At 46.7% G+C, this 15071-nt stretch carries 13 protein-coding genes and 1 tRNA gene; 9 read left to right on the plus strand and 5 right to left on the minus strand.

Going from position 1 to position 15071, the window contains the following annotated elements:
- The 4 genes from KIO97_RS21760 to KIO97_RS21775 form a co-directional block, all read left to right on the plus strand.
- Positions 1 to 369, plus strand: a 369-nt coding sequence (locus KIO97_RS21760) for a TraU family protein (RefSeq protein WP_285383925.1), incomplete at its 5' end; no start/stop codon positions are given.
- Position 370: 1 nt separating this feature from the next.
- The gene (locus KIO97_RS21765; protein ID WP_285383926.1) at positions 371 to 1657 is read left to right on the plus strand and encodes an integrating conjugative element protein; all 1287 of its coding nucleotides are present in this window, start codon (positions 371 to 373) and stop codon (positions 1655 to 1657) included.
- A gap of 10 nt (positions 1658 to 1667) precedes the next feature.
- Complete coding sequence (locus KIO97_RS21770; protein WP_285383927.1) at positions 1668 to 1934, plus strand: hypothetical protein; 267 nt, start codon at positions 1668 to 1670, stop codon at positions 1932 to 1934.
- Positions 1928 to 3532: a conjugal transfer protein TraG N-terminal domain-containing protein gene (locus KIO97_RS21775; protein WP_285383928.1), complete on the plus strand. Its 1605-nt coding sequence runs from the start codon at positions 1928 to 1930 to the stop codon at positions 3530 to 3532. The genes KIO97_RS21770 and KIO97_RS21775 overlap by 7 nt, the downstream gene beginning before the upstream one ends.
- A 14-nt stretch (positions 3533 to 3546) precedes the next feature.
- On the opposite strand, the gene KIO97_RS21780 is transcribed toward KIO97_RS21775, so the two are convergent.
- Positions 3547 to 3774, minus strand: coding sequence for a hypothetical protein (locus KIO97_RS21780; protein WP_274292208.1), 228 nt, complete (start codon positions 3772 to 3774; stop codon positions 3547 to 3549).
- A gap of 196 nt (positions 3775 to 3970) precedes the next feature.
- On the opposite strand from KIO97_RS21780, the gene KIO97_RS21785 reads away from it, so the two are divergent.
- A complete protein-coding gene (locus tag KIO97_RS21785) occupies positions 3971 to 4564 on the plus strand; it encodes a hypothetical protein (protein WP_285383929.1) in 594 nt (197 codons plus the stop codon).
- 348 nt (positions 4565 to 4912) lie between these two features.
- Here the strand turns inward: KIO97_RS21785 and KIO97_RS21790 are convergent, their stop codons facing one another.
- The 3 genes from KIO97_RS21790 to KIO97_RS21800 all read right to left on the minus strand — a co-directional run bounded on the left by KIO97_RS21790 (position 4913) and on the right by KIO97_RS21800 (position 12249).
- Positions 4913 to 6349: a hypothetical protein gene (locus KIO97_RS21790; RefSeq protein WP_285383930.1), complete on the minus strand. Its 1437-nt coding sequence runs from the start codon at positions 6347 to 6349 to the stop codon at positions 4913 to 4915.
- On the minus strand, positions 6349 to 11319 hold the full coding sequence (locus KIO97_RS21795; protein WP_285383931.1) for an AAA domain-containing protein: 4971 nt from the start codon (positions 11317 to 11319) through the stop codon (positions 6349 to 6351). Before KIO97_RS21795 ends, KIO97_RS21790 begins: the two co-directional genes overlap by 1 nt.
- 720 nt (positions 11320 to 12039) lie before the next feature.
- Positions 12040 to 12249, minus strand: a complete 210-nt coding sequence (locus KIO97_RS21800) for a hypothetical protein (RefSeq protein WP_285383932.1) — start codon at positions 12247 to 12249, stop codon at positions 12040 to 12042.
- Positions 12250 to 12381: 132 nt separating this feature from the next.
- Between KIO97_RS21800 and KIO97_RS21805 the strand changes: the two genes are divergently transcribed.
- A tRNA-Gly gene (locus tag KIO97_RS21805) sits at positions 12382 to 12456 on the plus strand.
- A gap of 130 nt (positions 12457 to 12586) precedes the next feature.
- On the plus strand, positions 12587 to 12715 hold the full coding sequence (locus KIO97_RS21810; RefSeq protein WP_285383933.1) for a helix-turn-helix domain-containing protein: 129 nt from the start codon (positions 12587 to 12589) through the stop codon (positions 12713 to 12715).
- 221 nt (positions 12716 to 12936) lie between these two features.
- Here KIO97_RS21810 and KIO97_RS21815 read toward each other — a convergent pair whose 3' ends face one another.
- Positions 12937 to 13386, minus strand: a complete 450-nt coding sequence (locus KIO97_RS21815) for a hypothetical protein (RefSeq protein WP_285383934.1) — start codon at positions 13384 to 13386, stop codon at positions 12937 to 12939.
- A 1164-nt stretch (positions 13387 to 14550) separates the two neighbouring features.
- Here KIO97_RS21815 and KIO97_RS21820 point away from each other — a divergent pair.
- Entirely contained in the window at positions 14551 to 14724 is a 174-nt protein-coding gene (locus KIO97_RS21820) for a hypothetical protein (RefSeq protein WP_285383935.1), read from the plus strand.
- Between the two features lie 81 nt (positions 14725 to 14805).
- Positions 14806 to 15071, plus strand: a 266-nt coding sequence (locus KIO97_RS21825) for a hypothetical protein (protein WP_285383936.1), incomplete at its 3' end; no start/stop codon positions are given.

The following is a 15071-nucleotide window of genomic DNA, read 5'->3' on the forward strand; positions in this document are numbered from 1 at the left end:
CCGCGTGGCGGCTTTGTGTTGCAGCGCCACCCCTTTAAATCCGCGGCGCTGAGCGCGTTTCGCGCCCTGCATGTGGTGACTCGCCGCGGGGAAAGCCGCGTCTATCAGCCGTTTGCGCCGAGCGCTCATGCTGGGTTTTGGCCGCCAAAACCGGTGAGCCCAAACAGCGACGACACCGCCTGGCAAATGCTGTCGCCCAAAACGCAGCGCGATGCCTACGTCTGGCCGCAGTTTGACGACAGCCTCAGCGCCACCGACCCCTACGCCACTCAAATCGCCGATGACGGGCAATACGTCTGGGCGGCGTGGCGGATGTACAAAGGCTGTCAGCGACGCGGCAGCCAACTGATTGCTCACTTTGGAGATTAATATGACTAAGACCGTTTTGTCTTCACTACTTTTCGCCTTGCTGCTGAGCACAAATGTGCACAGCGCCGTCGATGCCGGCGTCAGCGTCAAAGCCGATAATGCCGATGTGCTGCACTACACCCTAGGCGGCGGGCCGGTGATTGCGCTGCCTGCGCGTAATCGCCGCATCAACTCTACCGCGCTGGGTGTCGGCTGGGACATGAACCTGCAGTGCGGGATGCTCGACCCAACCCTTACGGTAGAAAATCAGCTCAACGGCATCACCGATGGCTTCCAAGACATGATGGGCGACATGCTCACCAATGCCACCTCCGCGGTGCTCAGTCTGCCTGGTTACTACCTGCAGAAAAAAGACCCAGGTCTGTATGACTTGATGACCAACGGCGTACTGCAGGGCAAGTTCGATTTTGAGGATGCGCGCAGCTCGTGTGAAGCCATGGTGGAAACCATGGGCGAGATGAACACCGACAAAGCCTACGGCGCTCTGGCGCGCGCCGAAGCTTGGACCCACGCGGTCAAAAGTGGCGATGCGATACAAGCCAAAGAAGACGTGCTCAAAGACATGGGGGATTCAGGCATCACCTGGGTTGGCGGCGCCAAATACGGCGGTCGTCACCAACCGCCGATTAACGCCACCACCGATGCCAGCCGCGCGGGCTTTGCGCTGCTCAGCGATGAAGAGCAAAAAGAAAATGGCCAAGGGCTCTATCAATACTGGGACAGCGAAGAGGCCATGAGTGAGTGGGTCTCGCACGTGATTGGCAGTCAATCCGTGCAAACCGGCATGGATAAAAGCGACACCGACGCCACGCCCGGCATTGGCCTTAGCCAAGAGGTGACGCAGCAAAGCGCTGGCCTTGAAGATGAGCTTCGCCAAGCCATCCAAGGCCAACAAGAGACGGAGCATTTTCCACAAACCCTGGTTGATGCGCTAAGCGAGCGTAAAGTCGATGACCACACGCTCTCACGCATTGCCAGTGAGCTAGCGCTCTCTCACGCGATAGAAAAAGCCTTGTATGCCCGCCGCGCCCTGCTGACGGGAAAATATGAGGTCAACATTGCCCAGCACGAAACCGCGCAACGTGACATTGATGAGGCCGTCACGCGTCTTGAGCGTGAAATTGACATGCTGCGCTACGAAGCGGAGGTCAGGCAGCAAATTGGCACCCGCACCGCACAGGCCGTCGTGGATGACTATCGCTACCAGCGCCCTCAAGCCATCCCGCAAACCAAAAAAAACGAGTCGGTCTTTTTAGACAAAGAACGCTTTGAAAACGAACCTGAATAAGGAGCTTGTTATGTATCTCACCTTTATTAATCGACCAATCTATAGTGTCATTGTTATTGTCTTTATTACCATTTTTGCCATTACATTGGCAGTAACGATAGACACCCAAACGCTGGTCGAGAGTGCCTACTCATTACCGTTAATTCTCTGGCGAGCGCTGACCTATGGATTCATTTTTATCCGAGCTCATAAAAACCAGTATGTCGGCTTAGGACTGCTCTTCATCATCAATGAAGCCTTAGTGTGTGTTTATACCTTTGGAGGTGCGCCATGGTAGTCAACGACCCACTTTCATCCGTTTTGACTCTTGAAGGCTGGTATATCGCAAACAAAATTATGATGGTGCTGAACCAAAGTAATTTGCTGATTTTTGTTTTAACGGTGATCGTCTTCCAAGTCTGGTATGACGTCGCCCAAGAAGGGGAAGATGAAGGCAACAAAGGTTTACTCAGCCTCAATCGTACCGAAACCAAAATGATGTTCGCCTCTTTTGTCTGTTTTTTTGCCGTCTTGCCTATCTACCCTCTCAGCGTTAACACCTTGACCTTTGATCAAGATGCGAGCGAAACCTGTGGCGTTGGCATCACCAACGGCGCAACAAACAGTGATCACAGCACGATCAATGGTGAAGAAGTGTTGGTGCCGGTTTGGTGGGCACTTTGGCACAGTATTTCACAAGGCCTGACGAACGCCGCCGTTTCTTCAATACCTTGTAGCTACGACATCGAGCGCAGCATGCTGCAACTGTCTCAAATTGACATCAAAAGCGAGCAGCTAAGGCAAGAGACGCAGGATTTTTATGAGCAGTGCTTTACCCGTGCACGCTTGGCAATGAAATCCGCCTCGCGTGAAGAGAAAGTCACACAAGATGATTTTGACAACGCCAACTGGCTTGGAGGTAAGTACTTTCTTGGCAGCAATTTAGCTGCGCCTCGCACCACGTATGGCAGCTTACAAGCTGAGCATATTGTGTTCAACTTCCCCTATAACTCAGAGCGCGACGATCCGGTACAGCTGAAATACCGTCGTTCTGCCATTGATCCCAACGCCGCGTATCCAATGTGCGATGAATGGTGGGACAGCACACAAGGTGGACGCAGTGATGGGCAACGCGCGGGATTAAAATGGCGCTTGTTCAATCACGTTGAAGACACGAACCCAAAGCTAGTGCGTGATATCTTTGACTCAGATGGCTTCTTTACCGAAATGCTGGGCATGGAGACTACGCCAGAAGAGAAGGCAGACATGCTGGTGCAACGTGTTCTTAGTGTGGAAAATCAGGCAAGCAGTGGGCGCGTCGTGCGTGGTTATGGCCAGGTACTCGATAAAAGCCTCGATCATGAAGTTCGTGAGGTCTGGAATGGTGTCGCAGGTTGGTTAGGTGTTGAAGTTGGTCATTTACTTACTGGCCCTGCTTTTTTCATTGTTCGAGAGGCGATGCCCATGCTGCAATCAATACTGATGAGCTTTGTGATCATCGCCAGTCCTATTGTACTGACCATCAGCATCTACAACATCAATACTCTGATGTCATTGTCTTTAGTATATGGAGGGTTAGGCTTTTTAACTTTCTGGTGGGAGCTTTGTCGCAGCCTAGATAGCCGTCTTTTAGAATCGGTCTATGCGATGCATGAGAACTTCAACCCTATAACGGGGACATTAAATTACATGGACGATGCCATTCTCAAGTTTGTGATCATCATTTTATACGTCATGATGCCAATGATTTGGTTCGGCTTACTGGGATTTGCTGGTTATAAGGTGAATGCGCTGGGAATTGATAGTGCGGTGGATAAAATTAACAACCAAACGCAAAAAGGGTTTGATTTTACACAAGGGAAAGCATTAAAAGGGATGGGTAACAAGTTGAACTAAGGCGATAGAAGAGGTTATTGATAATAACCTCTTTGGCAATTTTCATTATATTGTTCCTCTGCAGCATCAGCCAAATCATGAAAAATATTACGGTTATTTTTTGATAGTTCTGTCGTAATACTTTCAAAACTGAGTTTCCGTTCATTGCAAAGAGCATTGCGCTCATCTTCGAGCTCAGCATGCAGACGATTCCCTTTGTCTTCTAGATAGGCCTGACGCCATCTTTTTAGAAACGCTAACATACAAGCCTCCTTTATAGATATGGTTAAATTACCGTCACTTTACGCCTTTATGCAGACAGTTGCAAATTGAGCGATTAAAGTTTCGTGTCATCTTCACACAGCTTACCCCCAAATTTTGTGGATAACTGTTTTAATGTTATTAAAAACAGACTATTGAGCAGCCATTCGACAAAATACCTTGAGGTTAAGATCCCCAATGACAGCAAAAATTCACTATGACATTCAACATATTAACGTCAAAAGCGATAAAGAGAGCGCTCAGTTGACCCAGCAGTGGCAGCAGGTGTTACAAATTTGCCGTGAAGAGTCTCTTGGTGAAATGGCACGAGCAAGACTGGCATTTAACCTTGTCGATTACATCACCAGTGAAGATCTGCCGTTTCGTTTGCTCATCACCCGGGCTCCCCAAGCCATGGCGGCCATCGGTGAAGAAGTCAACGTCTATAAAGAACATCGCGTTATCAACGGCAAGCAAAGCGGCATGGTGTATGCCAAAAGTGAACAAATGCTACCAAGAGAAATCCATTATACGGATCAGTTTGTAGCCACGCGTTACGTCGATGGCCTAACCAGGCCGTTATCTTCTGCATCACTCATCGATTGCTTAAAAGCCGGAGAGATCATCACGCCACTCGATGGGATCTTATTTCTCGGCTGTAAGCGCATTGCCAGCGACATATCGCGCCTGAAAAAGTCAGCGCCAGACATGAACATCAATATGAAGCGTATTGATGTTTCAGATAGTTTCACTGGTACATCGAGAAAGATGGCCAGTTACAAACTCAGCTAGGTAACACTCAAGTGTTCTAGCTTGGTGATCACACACAGGTAAAAGCTTAGTCTATGAAGGCTTTGGGCATAAATCATTTAGAGTGGAATACCTAAACAACATCCACTGTATTAGTTTATGTATCTCAACTCGACTGGCAAGAAGTTGCTCCCAACAGACTGTCTATTTCAAATCCACGACGTGAAGGGTAACCCATCTCGTACCATTACTACACGCCTATGGTTAATTGTTGGAGTGAATTTTTACTTTACAGATAAGCTGAGCTCTGTCACAAATGAGCCCAACTTATCTGCTCTGCCATTAGTCATTCACATCACCCTCATGGGTAATGCTTCAATGGCTAAGTGATTAACGATTTTCAGCTATTGAAGAGATAGAACCGCAATCGTTCGGTCTATCAAACGAAGAACTCCCCTTAACATAGTCACTAATCAGCTCGCCAATCTTTGCTACTGTAACCTTATCTGTTGAGATAAAGCCCAAAGGCATCGTCACTGGCAAAGTTTCTGGCTGACAAAAATGATAAATAACGACTGCCACTTCATCTTCAAGATGAAGAATCTCAACATTACCATCCAAGAAACCTTCCGCAATCCCTTTACTATCCTTGTGGAACTGCCCAAGTTCATGTTTCCACTGTTTGGCTACCCTCGAATCCAGCTCGTCGGCCACCGGAACATAGAGCACGGGCTTGTATAGTTGCTTGCCTTTTTTTGTACTCGATCTATCAATGAAGCTGCTTAAACTAGACGTGAATTGTTCACTCTTTGCCCAGTATGAATCAGACGGTGCAATCCAACAAAAACAACTATTGCCTACATCAGCTTTGCTTTTAATACGCTTATTGAGCACTGGAGCCAAAACTTTCTGTAGCTTCTCCCAATTGGTTTTTGAGTAAATAGGGCCAAGGAAAGTCGTTCTGCCTATAACAGAATGTTCCTCCATAGCCTGCATATCTTCTATGTATTTCGGGTTGACCAAATTTGTCTTTGAATCAAACAGTTTCAGCGTATCTTCATCACCTAGTGAAACCATCGACTTAAAAATACTCATGGTATTGTTGAGTGAAGACAATCGAGATAACTCTATCGCCATCAGTTCATGAACATACTCCGAGCTATTTAGCTCTTCATAATCCTCACGTTCAACCGCTTTACCTTCATTGTCCATCTGGAACTCTGTAGTCACCCGCATGGGAAACTGTCGCAGCTTATTTACAGAGTTCACGGTATAGACAGAGGGTTGCTCTTTTCCATCCTGAGCAAGCAAGTTAGATAGGTAGCCCTTATCTAGAATCTGATTAAACTGTTGCTGAAAGTGCTTCTCCACTAACTTTTCGCTTTGAGACGCGTTGCTATCATCAACCTTGAGAGATATCCCAGTTTTCCACTTGTCTTGGATATTCTGGTTGCTGAAGCAACTAAACGTTGCCAAATCAAAGGACAAGGTAACTCCACTATCTTGTACTGTAGAAAGCTGCGGGGTTTCGCCAATTTCAACGAAATAGCCATTCGACTTATCGCTCAAGGTCAGACGGCCATCCGGTGATAGTGTAAGCTCACCGCGCTGGACCAGATCTGAAATCGCTTCCTCTGTCTCACGACGGCTAAGGCCAAAATAGGTCGAAATATGTGCCTTGCTCATTGGTGCAACATGAACAAGCCTAAGCACAAACTCTCTAATAAATGGCAGCCCCTTCTGAGAGACATATGAAAACTGAATGTTAAACCTCTGCGCGGGTAGCAGGAAGTCAACCTCTTGATAAGTAAATTTGTTATCAGACATTATTTCTGTTTCCCACCCTGCTTAGCTGCGATGAAGGTATATCCAGCTTCCTGACCACGCTCAGTCATGTAGCGAACAACGGAGCCTAAAGGCAGCTCTTTATTGCTCCCTTTCCAAATATCTGCATTGCCAACAATCAACAAACGATCCATTGCGCGAGACATCGCGACGTTGATTCGATTTGGTGCTCGCAAGAACCCTGGGCTGTGCTGCTTATCCGAACGCGTCAAAGACAAAATGATGATCCTGTTTTCCTTACCTTGATAGCTATCTACCGTGTCAATTTTGACAATATCTTTGAAGCCATCACTCCAGATTTCCTGATTGAATTTCTGACGCAGTAACCTCTTTTGCTCGGCATACATACAAATCACACCGATAGCTGCTTCATCTTTGCTAGTGAGCGTCGAGAGTTCGTCTACGAAAGCAGCATTCTCTGACACCTGCTTTAGTACCGAAATAATTTGTTCAGCTTCACAGCGGTTATAAATACTTGTTCCACGGTCTCCTAGGTGATGTGCCTTTTGGCCCATACTAGAAGTATCCAACCAAGTCACCATACTGCGCAAAGCTTGCGGTGCATGTTGATAGACGTCTGGGATTGCTCGTTCACCGTTTCGAAGCTTACCGTCATAGAATGTCCTGGATACCAGATCACCGATAGGAGGGGCCATTCGATACTGCGTCAAAAGTGCTGCACTAGCTTGCTCACCATAGGGAGAGTTGAAGGCACGGGCAAAGTCACTTCGCAAAACTTCATCGATCTCAGTGCGCGAGCTGTTAATACCCAATTTCCTTGCTAAAGCCGCCTTATGTGCATCAGAGTAAAGAGGAGGAAGCTGAAGGTGGTCTCCAACTAGCAATACACGTTTAGCTGACTGCATTGCAATGGCTAATTCACTCGCAATCGAGCGCGCAGCTTCGTCAATAATCACCCAATCGTAGACGTTTTCCTGAATGCCAATGTGGCCCTGACCAATGCCGACACATGTACCTGCAACTAGCTGTCTTGAGCGCGCATAAAACTCATCAAAGTTAACCCTCTCTCCTGACAAAACATCCTGCATATCCCGGGATATCTTTGCTAACGCTCTAACTCGACGAGCTTCATCAGGCCTTACGCCATAGTCCCTACTCAGTTTGGAAATCAGTAATTCTTTTGCTTCAGAAACCTTAGATTCCGCATCCAAGCTAATACCGTACTCTGTTTCCAGCTTGGACCGGATTGAAAGATCTAGTTCCACGGAAATCTCTTTCAGTTTTTGTATGTCTTTCTCATCGCTCAAGTCATTGACTTGATATAGCAATGTTTCAAGGTGGTCAATTTGCTTGAACAGTTTAAGCTCGGCCAGAACAACGCCGGAAATGAACTCAGGCTCTAAGCCAATAGCTTCACTCAAAGCTTCAACGCGATACTTGCTCTCAGCATTGAACAATTCACGCTTCTCAGTTGTGATTGCGTTTGAGTAGACATCTTTCAACCCTGGAGAAACAGCACCTTCGCGGTTACTAAATCTAACAACTTCGAGCTCTGTATTCAGGCGAGCACAATGCTTTCTGATCCGTTCAGCCGCGGTATTCACAGCCTCATGTGACTGACTAACAAGCAGGATGCGTTTGGTATTCTGTTTCTCAACCAAATAATGCACAAAAGCAGCAATAAACTCGGTTTTTCCCGTCCCCGGCGGCCCTTGTAGTAAGGAAAGAGGACCATTGTTAACCAACTTGGCAAACGCCTCTCTTTGCTGATCATTTAAGCTAATCTTGTTTCCATGCTGATCTTCACGGTCATATCTGGCAAAGTCAGCATCACTTAACGAGATGCCGTAGTTGAGAGCAGCTTTCTCGCAAGATGGGTCGAAAAGATCCATCAAGTCTGGCAAAGCACACTCTCGATCAAGTAGTCGTTCTAAAGCTCGTTTACGCTTACGATATGATGCACGATCCTGCTTGCTACGGAAGAATACAATATCAGAGTCACTCAACCCGTATGCAGCTGCACGAGTTTTGAATAACCGGATCTCGTTAAGTGCTGACTTCTTAAGTGACACCTCACCAATAAATCGCTCTCCCCCTTCTTGATCAACTAATAGTGCTTCCACTTCATCACTGCTGCTGAAACTGCCAAGAGGATCAACATCAGCAGAGTAAGGAATCAAAAGTTCCCCTCTAGCATCAGCAACAGGTAAAATCTCACCACTGACCTCAACATTTGGATACGACTCGGCCTCAGTATCTAAAATTGCCCGCCACAGCTTCGCTGTCGGAATCTCCAGCGTCTTGGTCAACACTGGCTCCAAAGCTTGCTTATCTAGTCTCGAGAAAGCTTCCTTCAACTCAAGAGTTAATGTGTCTTCAACCTTTTGCTGTTCTTTAGGTGCTACTAACAACTCAATCGCACGGGAAAAAGACTCATCTTCATTGAGCAACTCAGTCAAAGCAGACATCTCTTGCGGCCGACCAGGCATAATCCGTATGCCAGTGCTAATTTCAAATTGGCTCTCATCAATATCCTGTTTGCGGATTGATGACCGCGACCTTGCCGTAAAGCCAACAATCAGAACTTTCTGCTCTCTGCAGAACATTGCAGAAAAGCTGCCGCCTATACCAGTGAAGGTAACTTTGACTTCATTTGGCTTTTTATGATTCGGTTCAACGTTGACATATAGGTGCCCGTTATCAGGAAGGATAGTGATAGCCTCATCTGCGTTACCTGCCGTAATCTGGATCAGGCTTTGCTCTGAAGATTTACCGCTATCTATCGCCTTTTTAAAACGGCCTAGATCTTTAAAACCAAATTGAGGATCATCTAATTCTGCTCGGATCGCGTCTGCCAAGGCAGAATAAGTTTCGGACTCATGCCCCCAAGATAAACCTAGCAACTCACATGACATCTTCATTACTGCAAAGTTGTCACGTTCAAAAGAGGTACAGCCATCGATATATTCAGGGCTATATCTGTGGTTTTTGGGCTCTTCCCCTGAGGGTGAAAAGTCTGGGATATCGATTAAGTAAATAGAGCGACTTTCAGTCTCCAGCATCACATTGCCAGGGTGGATATCGCCGTGAGATATACCAAGACCATGTAAGTGTTCTACTGATGCTACGAACTTTTTAATTAGCTCAATCTTCTCGTCATCAGCAATCAGAACTTTATCCCAAGTCGCTCCTTTCACTTGGTCTGTAACCATGTACAAACTAGATGACTTAGAAGCAATACCAAACTCACGAATTTCAGGTAAGTAAGTCGGTTTAACCGAGGAGAGCTTATCCAACAACTTAAGAAACTTAAGAACTTGAAAGTTCGAGGTAGAGTCATCGCCTTGTCCGCCTGCATTAAGCCAGGCTTTCACCATTCTTCCGCCTGAGACATAGACTTCTTTTTCAGCTGTCTCTACTAAAAAGTCTTCATCTTCCCTGAACTGACGTGAGTGGTTAATCGCATGGCGATACGGATCTAGCTCAGCGTCATCAAAAGTTGGAATAGTCTCTCCTGCAGGTTCGGCTTGCTTCAACGCATCAAAGAACTCTGAAGCTGAAGAGAATTTTGCAGCAACAGCATCCAGCAGGACCTCGGAAAACCAATGCTCATCGCGGAGCATATCATCCTGTACAGTTTCCAAACTCTTAGGAGACATGCGTTTACCGCGTAACAAGTGCCAGGCAACGAGTCCCAATGCATGAACGTCCTGCTGAAAAGGCGTTAAAACTCCACCATCTAGCATATCTTGAGCTTCAACAGCCCCTACTGACAAGAATTTTCGATAATCCCCAACCGTACCTATCGGTTGATGATAAGCGGAGATAAAGTTTGATAGTGCTACCTCTTTTGATGGCGAGATCCACAGACTGTGGTCAGCGATATCCCTATGAGCAATTTTCATCTCGTGCAAGTCACTGAATTTAGCAATCAGCAGCTTGGTGACATTCAGCCGATCTAGCTCAGAGAAGGCCTTGCCATATTTCCCAATAAACTCATTAAAGCGAACATGACCAGGAGGAAGCTCATATACTTCACTGTATTCTGCTGTCACCTCGTCTTTTTGGAAACTCGTCAGTGATCTCAAGCAGTGGTTATATAGGTCTCGATTATGATGATTGATATGTTCTAAGACAACACGCTCACGGGAGACAATCTCCGCTCGGCCTTCAGGAGTGTAGGCCTTATTGCCTTCAACGTGCTTGAACTTCCAAACCCGCAGTAAAGCTTCAGTATTCGTCGAGATCTCTGACCTAGCTAGATACTCTTTATATACCTTCTTCGGATGTTCGAAAATAATGTCTTTGGCCTCGTAGCCATCGACCCGCAAAGACTTCGGAGCAGTTTGCGATCCCAAGAAGAGCTCATCAAACAGTGGGAAGTCTTTGTTTAATACTTGGGCGCCTGGGTGTGGCCTGAATCGAGCGTTGAAGGTTTTACGATCCGCAAGCTTTAGAAAATCATCCAACGAAATAGTATGAAGCAACTGATCTTCGGGAAGTTGGCTAAAATCAGCATCCCCAGTCATCACAACAAAGAAGTGTACGTGAGGTACATATCCTTTGTTGGTAAAGCGATGCGCTAACCTTGACAACTTCGTATCTAAAGTTTGTTTTTTGACACGAGTTGTACTAACAGGGGAACGCTTCATGTTTTTGGTACCTTTGTACCAAATGTCCCCTTTCGCAGTTATCGGTTGGTGGTTCCAGTCTTTCAGTTCGACAATAATAACATTGCAATGGGTAACAATAATTAAATCAAACTCGCCATCGTGATTTTTCGAGTCGACGAATCTAAAACCGGCATAACCCTTCCATGGAAACATTCCGCTGTCAGCGTTACCGAAACTACTTTGTAACTGTTCACGAAGAGAACTTCCCCGAGCTGGCCTTTGTTGTTCATTAGCTTTGCCAGAGAAAGCTACCTTGATTTTTTCAATAGCGGCTACTTCTTGCTCTTGTAAGCCGCCATCCCAAATTTCTATTTCCAACTGAAAGCCTCACAAATTTAGTAGTTTTTTTTATTCTTAAACCGTCTGTTTAACGAAAGGACAGCATCGCAGCCACTCCTCTTTTTTTTTAATGAGGAGTGTATGTCCTAGTTTTTGAATGATTTTACTATATTTCCTTAGTTAAAAAGTTGATTTGGAACAGATGGAAATCTTGAGATGAATAGCCATCGACGTGATTGACACACGTTGTCGTAGAAGTGCCGAAGTTAATAACAAACCGATCTTAAGAATCACCCACGGCAGGAGAGGTAGCAAACATCGAGCAAAGTAGCGCTCTTGCTAGTTAGATGTACTTGCGTTAATTCCACAAATCTTTCAATTAGCATTAGAAAATTTATCGAAAAACATTGAAGTGAGACTGCTCGGACTTGCCTTCTCTAACGCGAAAAAGGGCAAAGACGAGCCGAGCTTCGCTCCTTACTTTCCATGCAGAAGTTTGCCGGTCAGGATCATGGATTTACCGGTTATGATTTAGTGTTTTTAACCACCCAAATGGATCTAAAGTTATTTAAGAGCCATTTCAGAGGTCAAAATCTATTTTGAAAGAGATATGCTGACAGGCTTTCTCGAACAACTCAATAGTGGCCAAGCCTTGCCAGAAAAACAAATGAAACGGTGTCAAAAGTTAGTGCAAAAAACCAACCAAGACGGTGTTTTTATTCACGACACACCAAGCTCACCATAATAGACCAGACAACGTCACTTTTCGATGTTATCAACCCAACCGTCATCCAGCACCAACCGACTCAATACTTTGTCCATCAAGTCTTTGATTTCGATTTTTTGGGTCCCATCTGGCGCATGGTGCTCCGCTGAGCGTTTCGCGTTCGTCAGGCTTTTCATAAAGATGGCTTCGCTGTCCATCATTGTGTGGTTAGCATTAAAGTAGGTGACCTGGTAGGTCGGCATAATGTATCCCTTATGTCACGAAGTGCAGGTGCCAATGTAGCACCGTTTCGTGTTCTCGAGCTCAAGTGGATTGAGGCTCTGACTAAAAACTGACTCGACAAGCGACTGATTATCAACGACTATAAAGATAAAGCGTACATCGTATAATGGCTATTACCTCAGCCTTCCAAGCTGATGATGCGGGTTCGATCCCCGCTGTACGCTCCAATCCCATCAAACTACGCACACTATGACTGAACTTTTTCATCGCCGAACACTCATTAAACAACTGAACACCCTACTCGACCCCACTCGCCATGACATGAAATCAACACCCGATATGTCGTGGGTGCTGCCGATGCTCAGAGACACGTTGTTTGAAGAGACGCTGCGCCTAGCAAACGGCAATCACCGTAAAGCCGCGCAAATGCTCGGCGTGAGTCGTGCCGCCTACGCCAAACACATCAAGCGCATCACGACACTGTAAAAAAAGCAGTAGGCGGCTTTCCACATCCTTGTACGTCCCTATAGCTGTACTCAATGCGCTCACTTTAACCCACAGCCCGAAAAGCCGCAGCGTGAGTGTAAAGAAGATGCTGCGCATTCAGCAAGTCCCCCTCTCACTGACATCATCAGCTTATTACCTCACTCGCAAAAAACGCGGTGGGGAGTGATAACCTTCCGATTAGCCCAATGCTCTGACGCCTTTTACCGGAGTATTTGCCAAATGTCAGGTAACCGATGACCTTGTTTTTGCAAGTGCATGACCATTTGTGATTGGTGGTTTGCATCCTTCGGAGGTTCCACGCCAAACGCCGCCTCTTTACATCGACGCGCTTGTTCGAGGTGGTCGAAGTTCGCCGTGAGCTCAAGCAATGCGGCTTCCACTTGGCGGTGGTTGTAACATCGCGAGGTCAACGTTCGCGCGATGACGCGGAGCCCAAGATGCATGGCCATCATTCGCGTCAACGCCTTCATGATGTCGGCATGGTCGTCGATGCGCCGCTGCTCATAAAAAGGAATAAGGTGAACATAAAACTGCGCCGGTTTGACGTTCATCATTAAGCGCTGGCGAACCATCTGTGACGAGGCGTTGGGAATGCGTTCGAGAATACGGGCAATACGGCGACGCAATAAGGCATCATTACGTGAACTCATGACGATTCAACCTTGGTTGATAAGACCACGTTCATCTTGCCACAGCCCTTCTCCAACACTGCGCCTGTATTTTTGAAGCGCGTCGTATTCAACAAAAAAACCCGTTACCAAAGTAACGGGCGAACATGTGGATACTGGGGTTGCCCCAAAAATGTCATAGACATAACGTCAACTGGTTATTTGCTTTTTCCCAAAGCACCATCAGTATATCGGCAGAGAAGAAAAGTTCGTTGCGTTTCGTTCTCACATTGACCACCACTTACTGAGTGAAGGCGTAACAAAAGCATCACCCGATAAAACAGAGAAACGATAGCGCAAAAAAAAAGCGCCACCGTAAACTGGGTGGCGCGAGTGTCAAACACAGCGAGCAGACAGAAAGAAAAGCGTGGCGTTACCCCGTTCAAAAGTAACCGCGAACACCAACACACAAAAAGTACCAGGTCAGCGCTTCTGAGGTGACGGAAAAAGCAGTGAGCGCCCTATCGTGATAGCCACTCGCGCAAAAAAAACCAGCGACCGAAGCCGCTGGTCAACGTTCACAAAAGGAGTCGTCACAGTCGAATGAACCGACTACCCCGTAAGACCCTGCTAAGCCCCTACGGAGTTGACAGGGGCAGAGTATCACGTCGTCACAAAAAAACGTTGACGTTCCGTCGCAGTCTGAACGCGTATCGATGACAAACTAAACAACAAGAATACCACCACAAAAAAAAGCTCCGACGGAGATGACGGAGCGGAAATAAAACACAACCATTAATGCTAATAATGCTAAAAACAGAGAATTCCATCGTCAACCGATAGGACGACAGGAGATACATAACAACTGTAACGCAACTCCTTGCATGTATTGTTAGTAAAATGTTAGCTATATGCAACAAAGCAAAATGTGTGTTTGCGAATTTGGAAAGGCGGCATTCCATCTTGACAGTCCCGCAGACCTCTTTTACCCTAAATTGGTCAAACGTTGAGCACTGACGCACAGTGTTAAGCACACGGGGTTACTCCCCCTTAAATGGCGTTCTGAAACGTGTCGCGGCTTCTTACTCGATAAGAAGTTGGAATGCATCACTGATAATGCCAGCCTCGGCTGACATTCACCTTCTACCACCCATAGGGAACCTTTCCTGTGGGCAAGTGTTGCCTGATTTTTTACAGGATAAACACATGGACTCTTCAACCCTACTCGATAACCTGATGTTTTGGGGCATTTTTCTACCGGTCTTCTGGCTGGTTTGGAAAAGTCACAAACCTCGCCTGTGGCTTGGTGCGTATTGGACGCTGTTTCAACGCAACCTCATGCCGATACTACGCATGACACTGTCGCGTCAGCGACCATAACCACGGCCATCGAGTCGAATCACTCACCCACTGGGAGCTTATTCCCAGTGGGATGGCTCCTGTTTTATTTGGAGTCTTATCATGAGTCAACCCACCCCACCGCTTTTTGGTCATTACGTGCGCAGTGAACCCTTAAATCCTAAGGACTTCATTGACATCACCCCCATGGCAAAGCAAGCGGGCTTTTACTTTCCGTACACGGGCATCAGTCAACACGCCTACTTCCAGGCGATTGATGTCTCCGATGCGATGGTCATCTGCAGCAAAGACGATTTAACCCGTCAGTTGCTAAAATTGGCTTGGCGCGCGGCGCGTAAAGTGCCGACGCAGTCGCAAGTGGTGTTTAC

The sequence above is a fragment of the Vibrio sp. B181a genome (assembly GCF_030248375.1).
Classification (GTDB): domain Bacteria; phylum Pseudomonadota; class Gammaproteobacteria; order Enterobacterales; family Vibrionaceae; genus Vibrio; species Vibrio campbellii.

Bases quoted from the DNA above. Each gene is read 5' to 3' on its own strand.
- KIO97_RS21780 (WP_274292208.1), bottom strand. From the start codon at position 3,774: ATGTTAGCGTTTCTAAAAAGATGGCGTCAGGCCTATCTAGAAGACAAA.
- KIO97_RS21815 (WP_285383934.1), bottom strand. From the start codon at position 13,386: ATGAGTTCACGTAATGATGCCTTATTGCGTCGCCGTATTGCCCGTATT.
- KIO97_RS21810 (WP_285383933.1), top strand. From the start codon at position 12,587: ATGCTCAGAGACACGTTGTTTGAAGAGACGCTGCGCCTAGCAAACGGC.
- KIO97_RS21790 (WP_285383930.1), bottom strand. From the start codon at position 6,349: ATGTCTGATAACAAATTTACTTATCAAGAGGTTGACTTCCTGCTACCC.
- KIO97_RS21775 (WP_285383928.1), top strand. From the start codon at position 1,928: ATGGTAGTCAACGACCCACTTTCATCCGTTTTGACTCTTGAAGGCTGG.
- KIO97_RS21785 (WP_285383929.1), top strand. From the start codon at position 3,971: ATGACAGCAAAAATTCACTATGACATTCAACATATTAACGTCAAAAGC.
- KIO97_RS21765 (WP_285383926.1), top strand. From the start codon at position 371: ATGACTAAGACCGTTTTGTCTTCACTACTTTTCGCCTTGCTGCTGAGC.
- KIO97_RS21770 (WP_285383927.1), top strand. From the start codon at position 1,668: ATGTATCTCACCTTTATTAATCGACCAATCTATAGTGTCATTGTTATT.
- KIO97_RS21820 (WP_285383935.1), top strand. From the start codon at position 14,551: ATGGACTCTTCAACCCTACTCGATAACCTGATGTTTTGGGGCATTTTT.
- KIO97_RS21800 (WP_285383932.1), bottom strand. From the start codon at position 12,249: ATGCCGACCTACCAGGTCACCTACTTTAATGCTAACCACACAATGATG.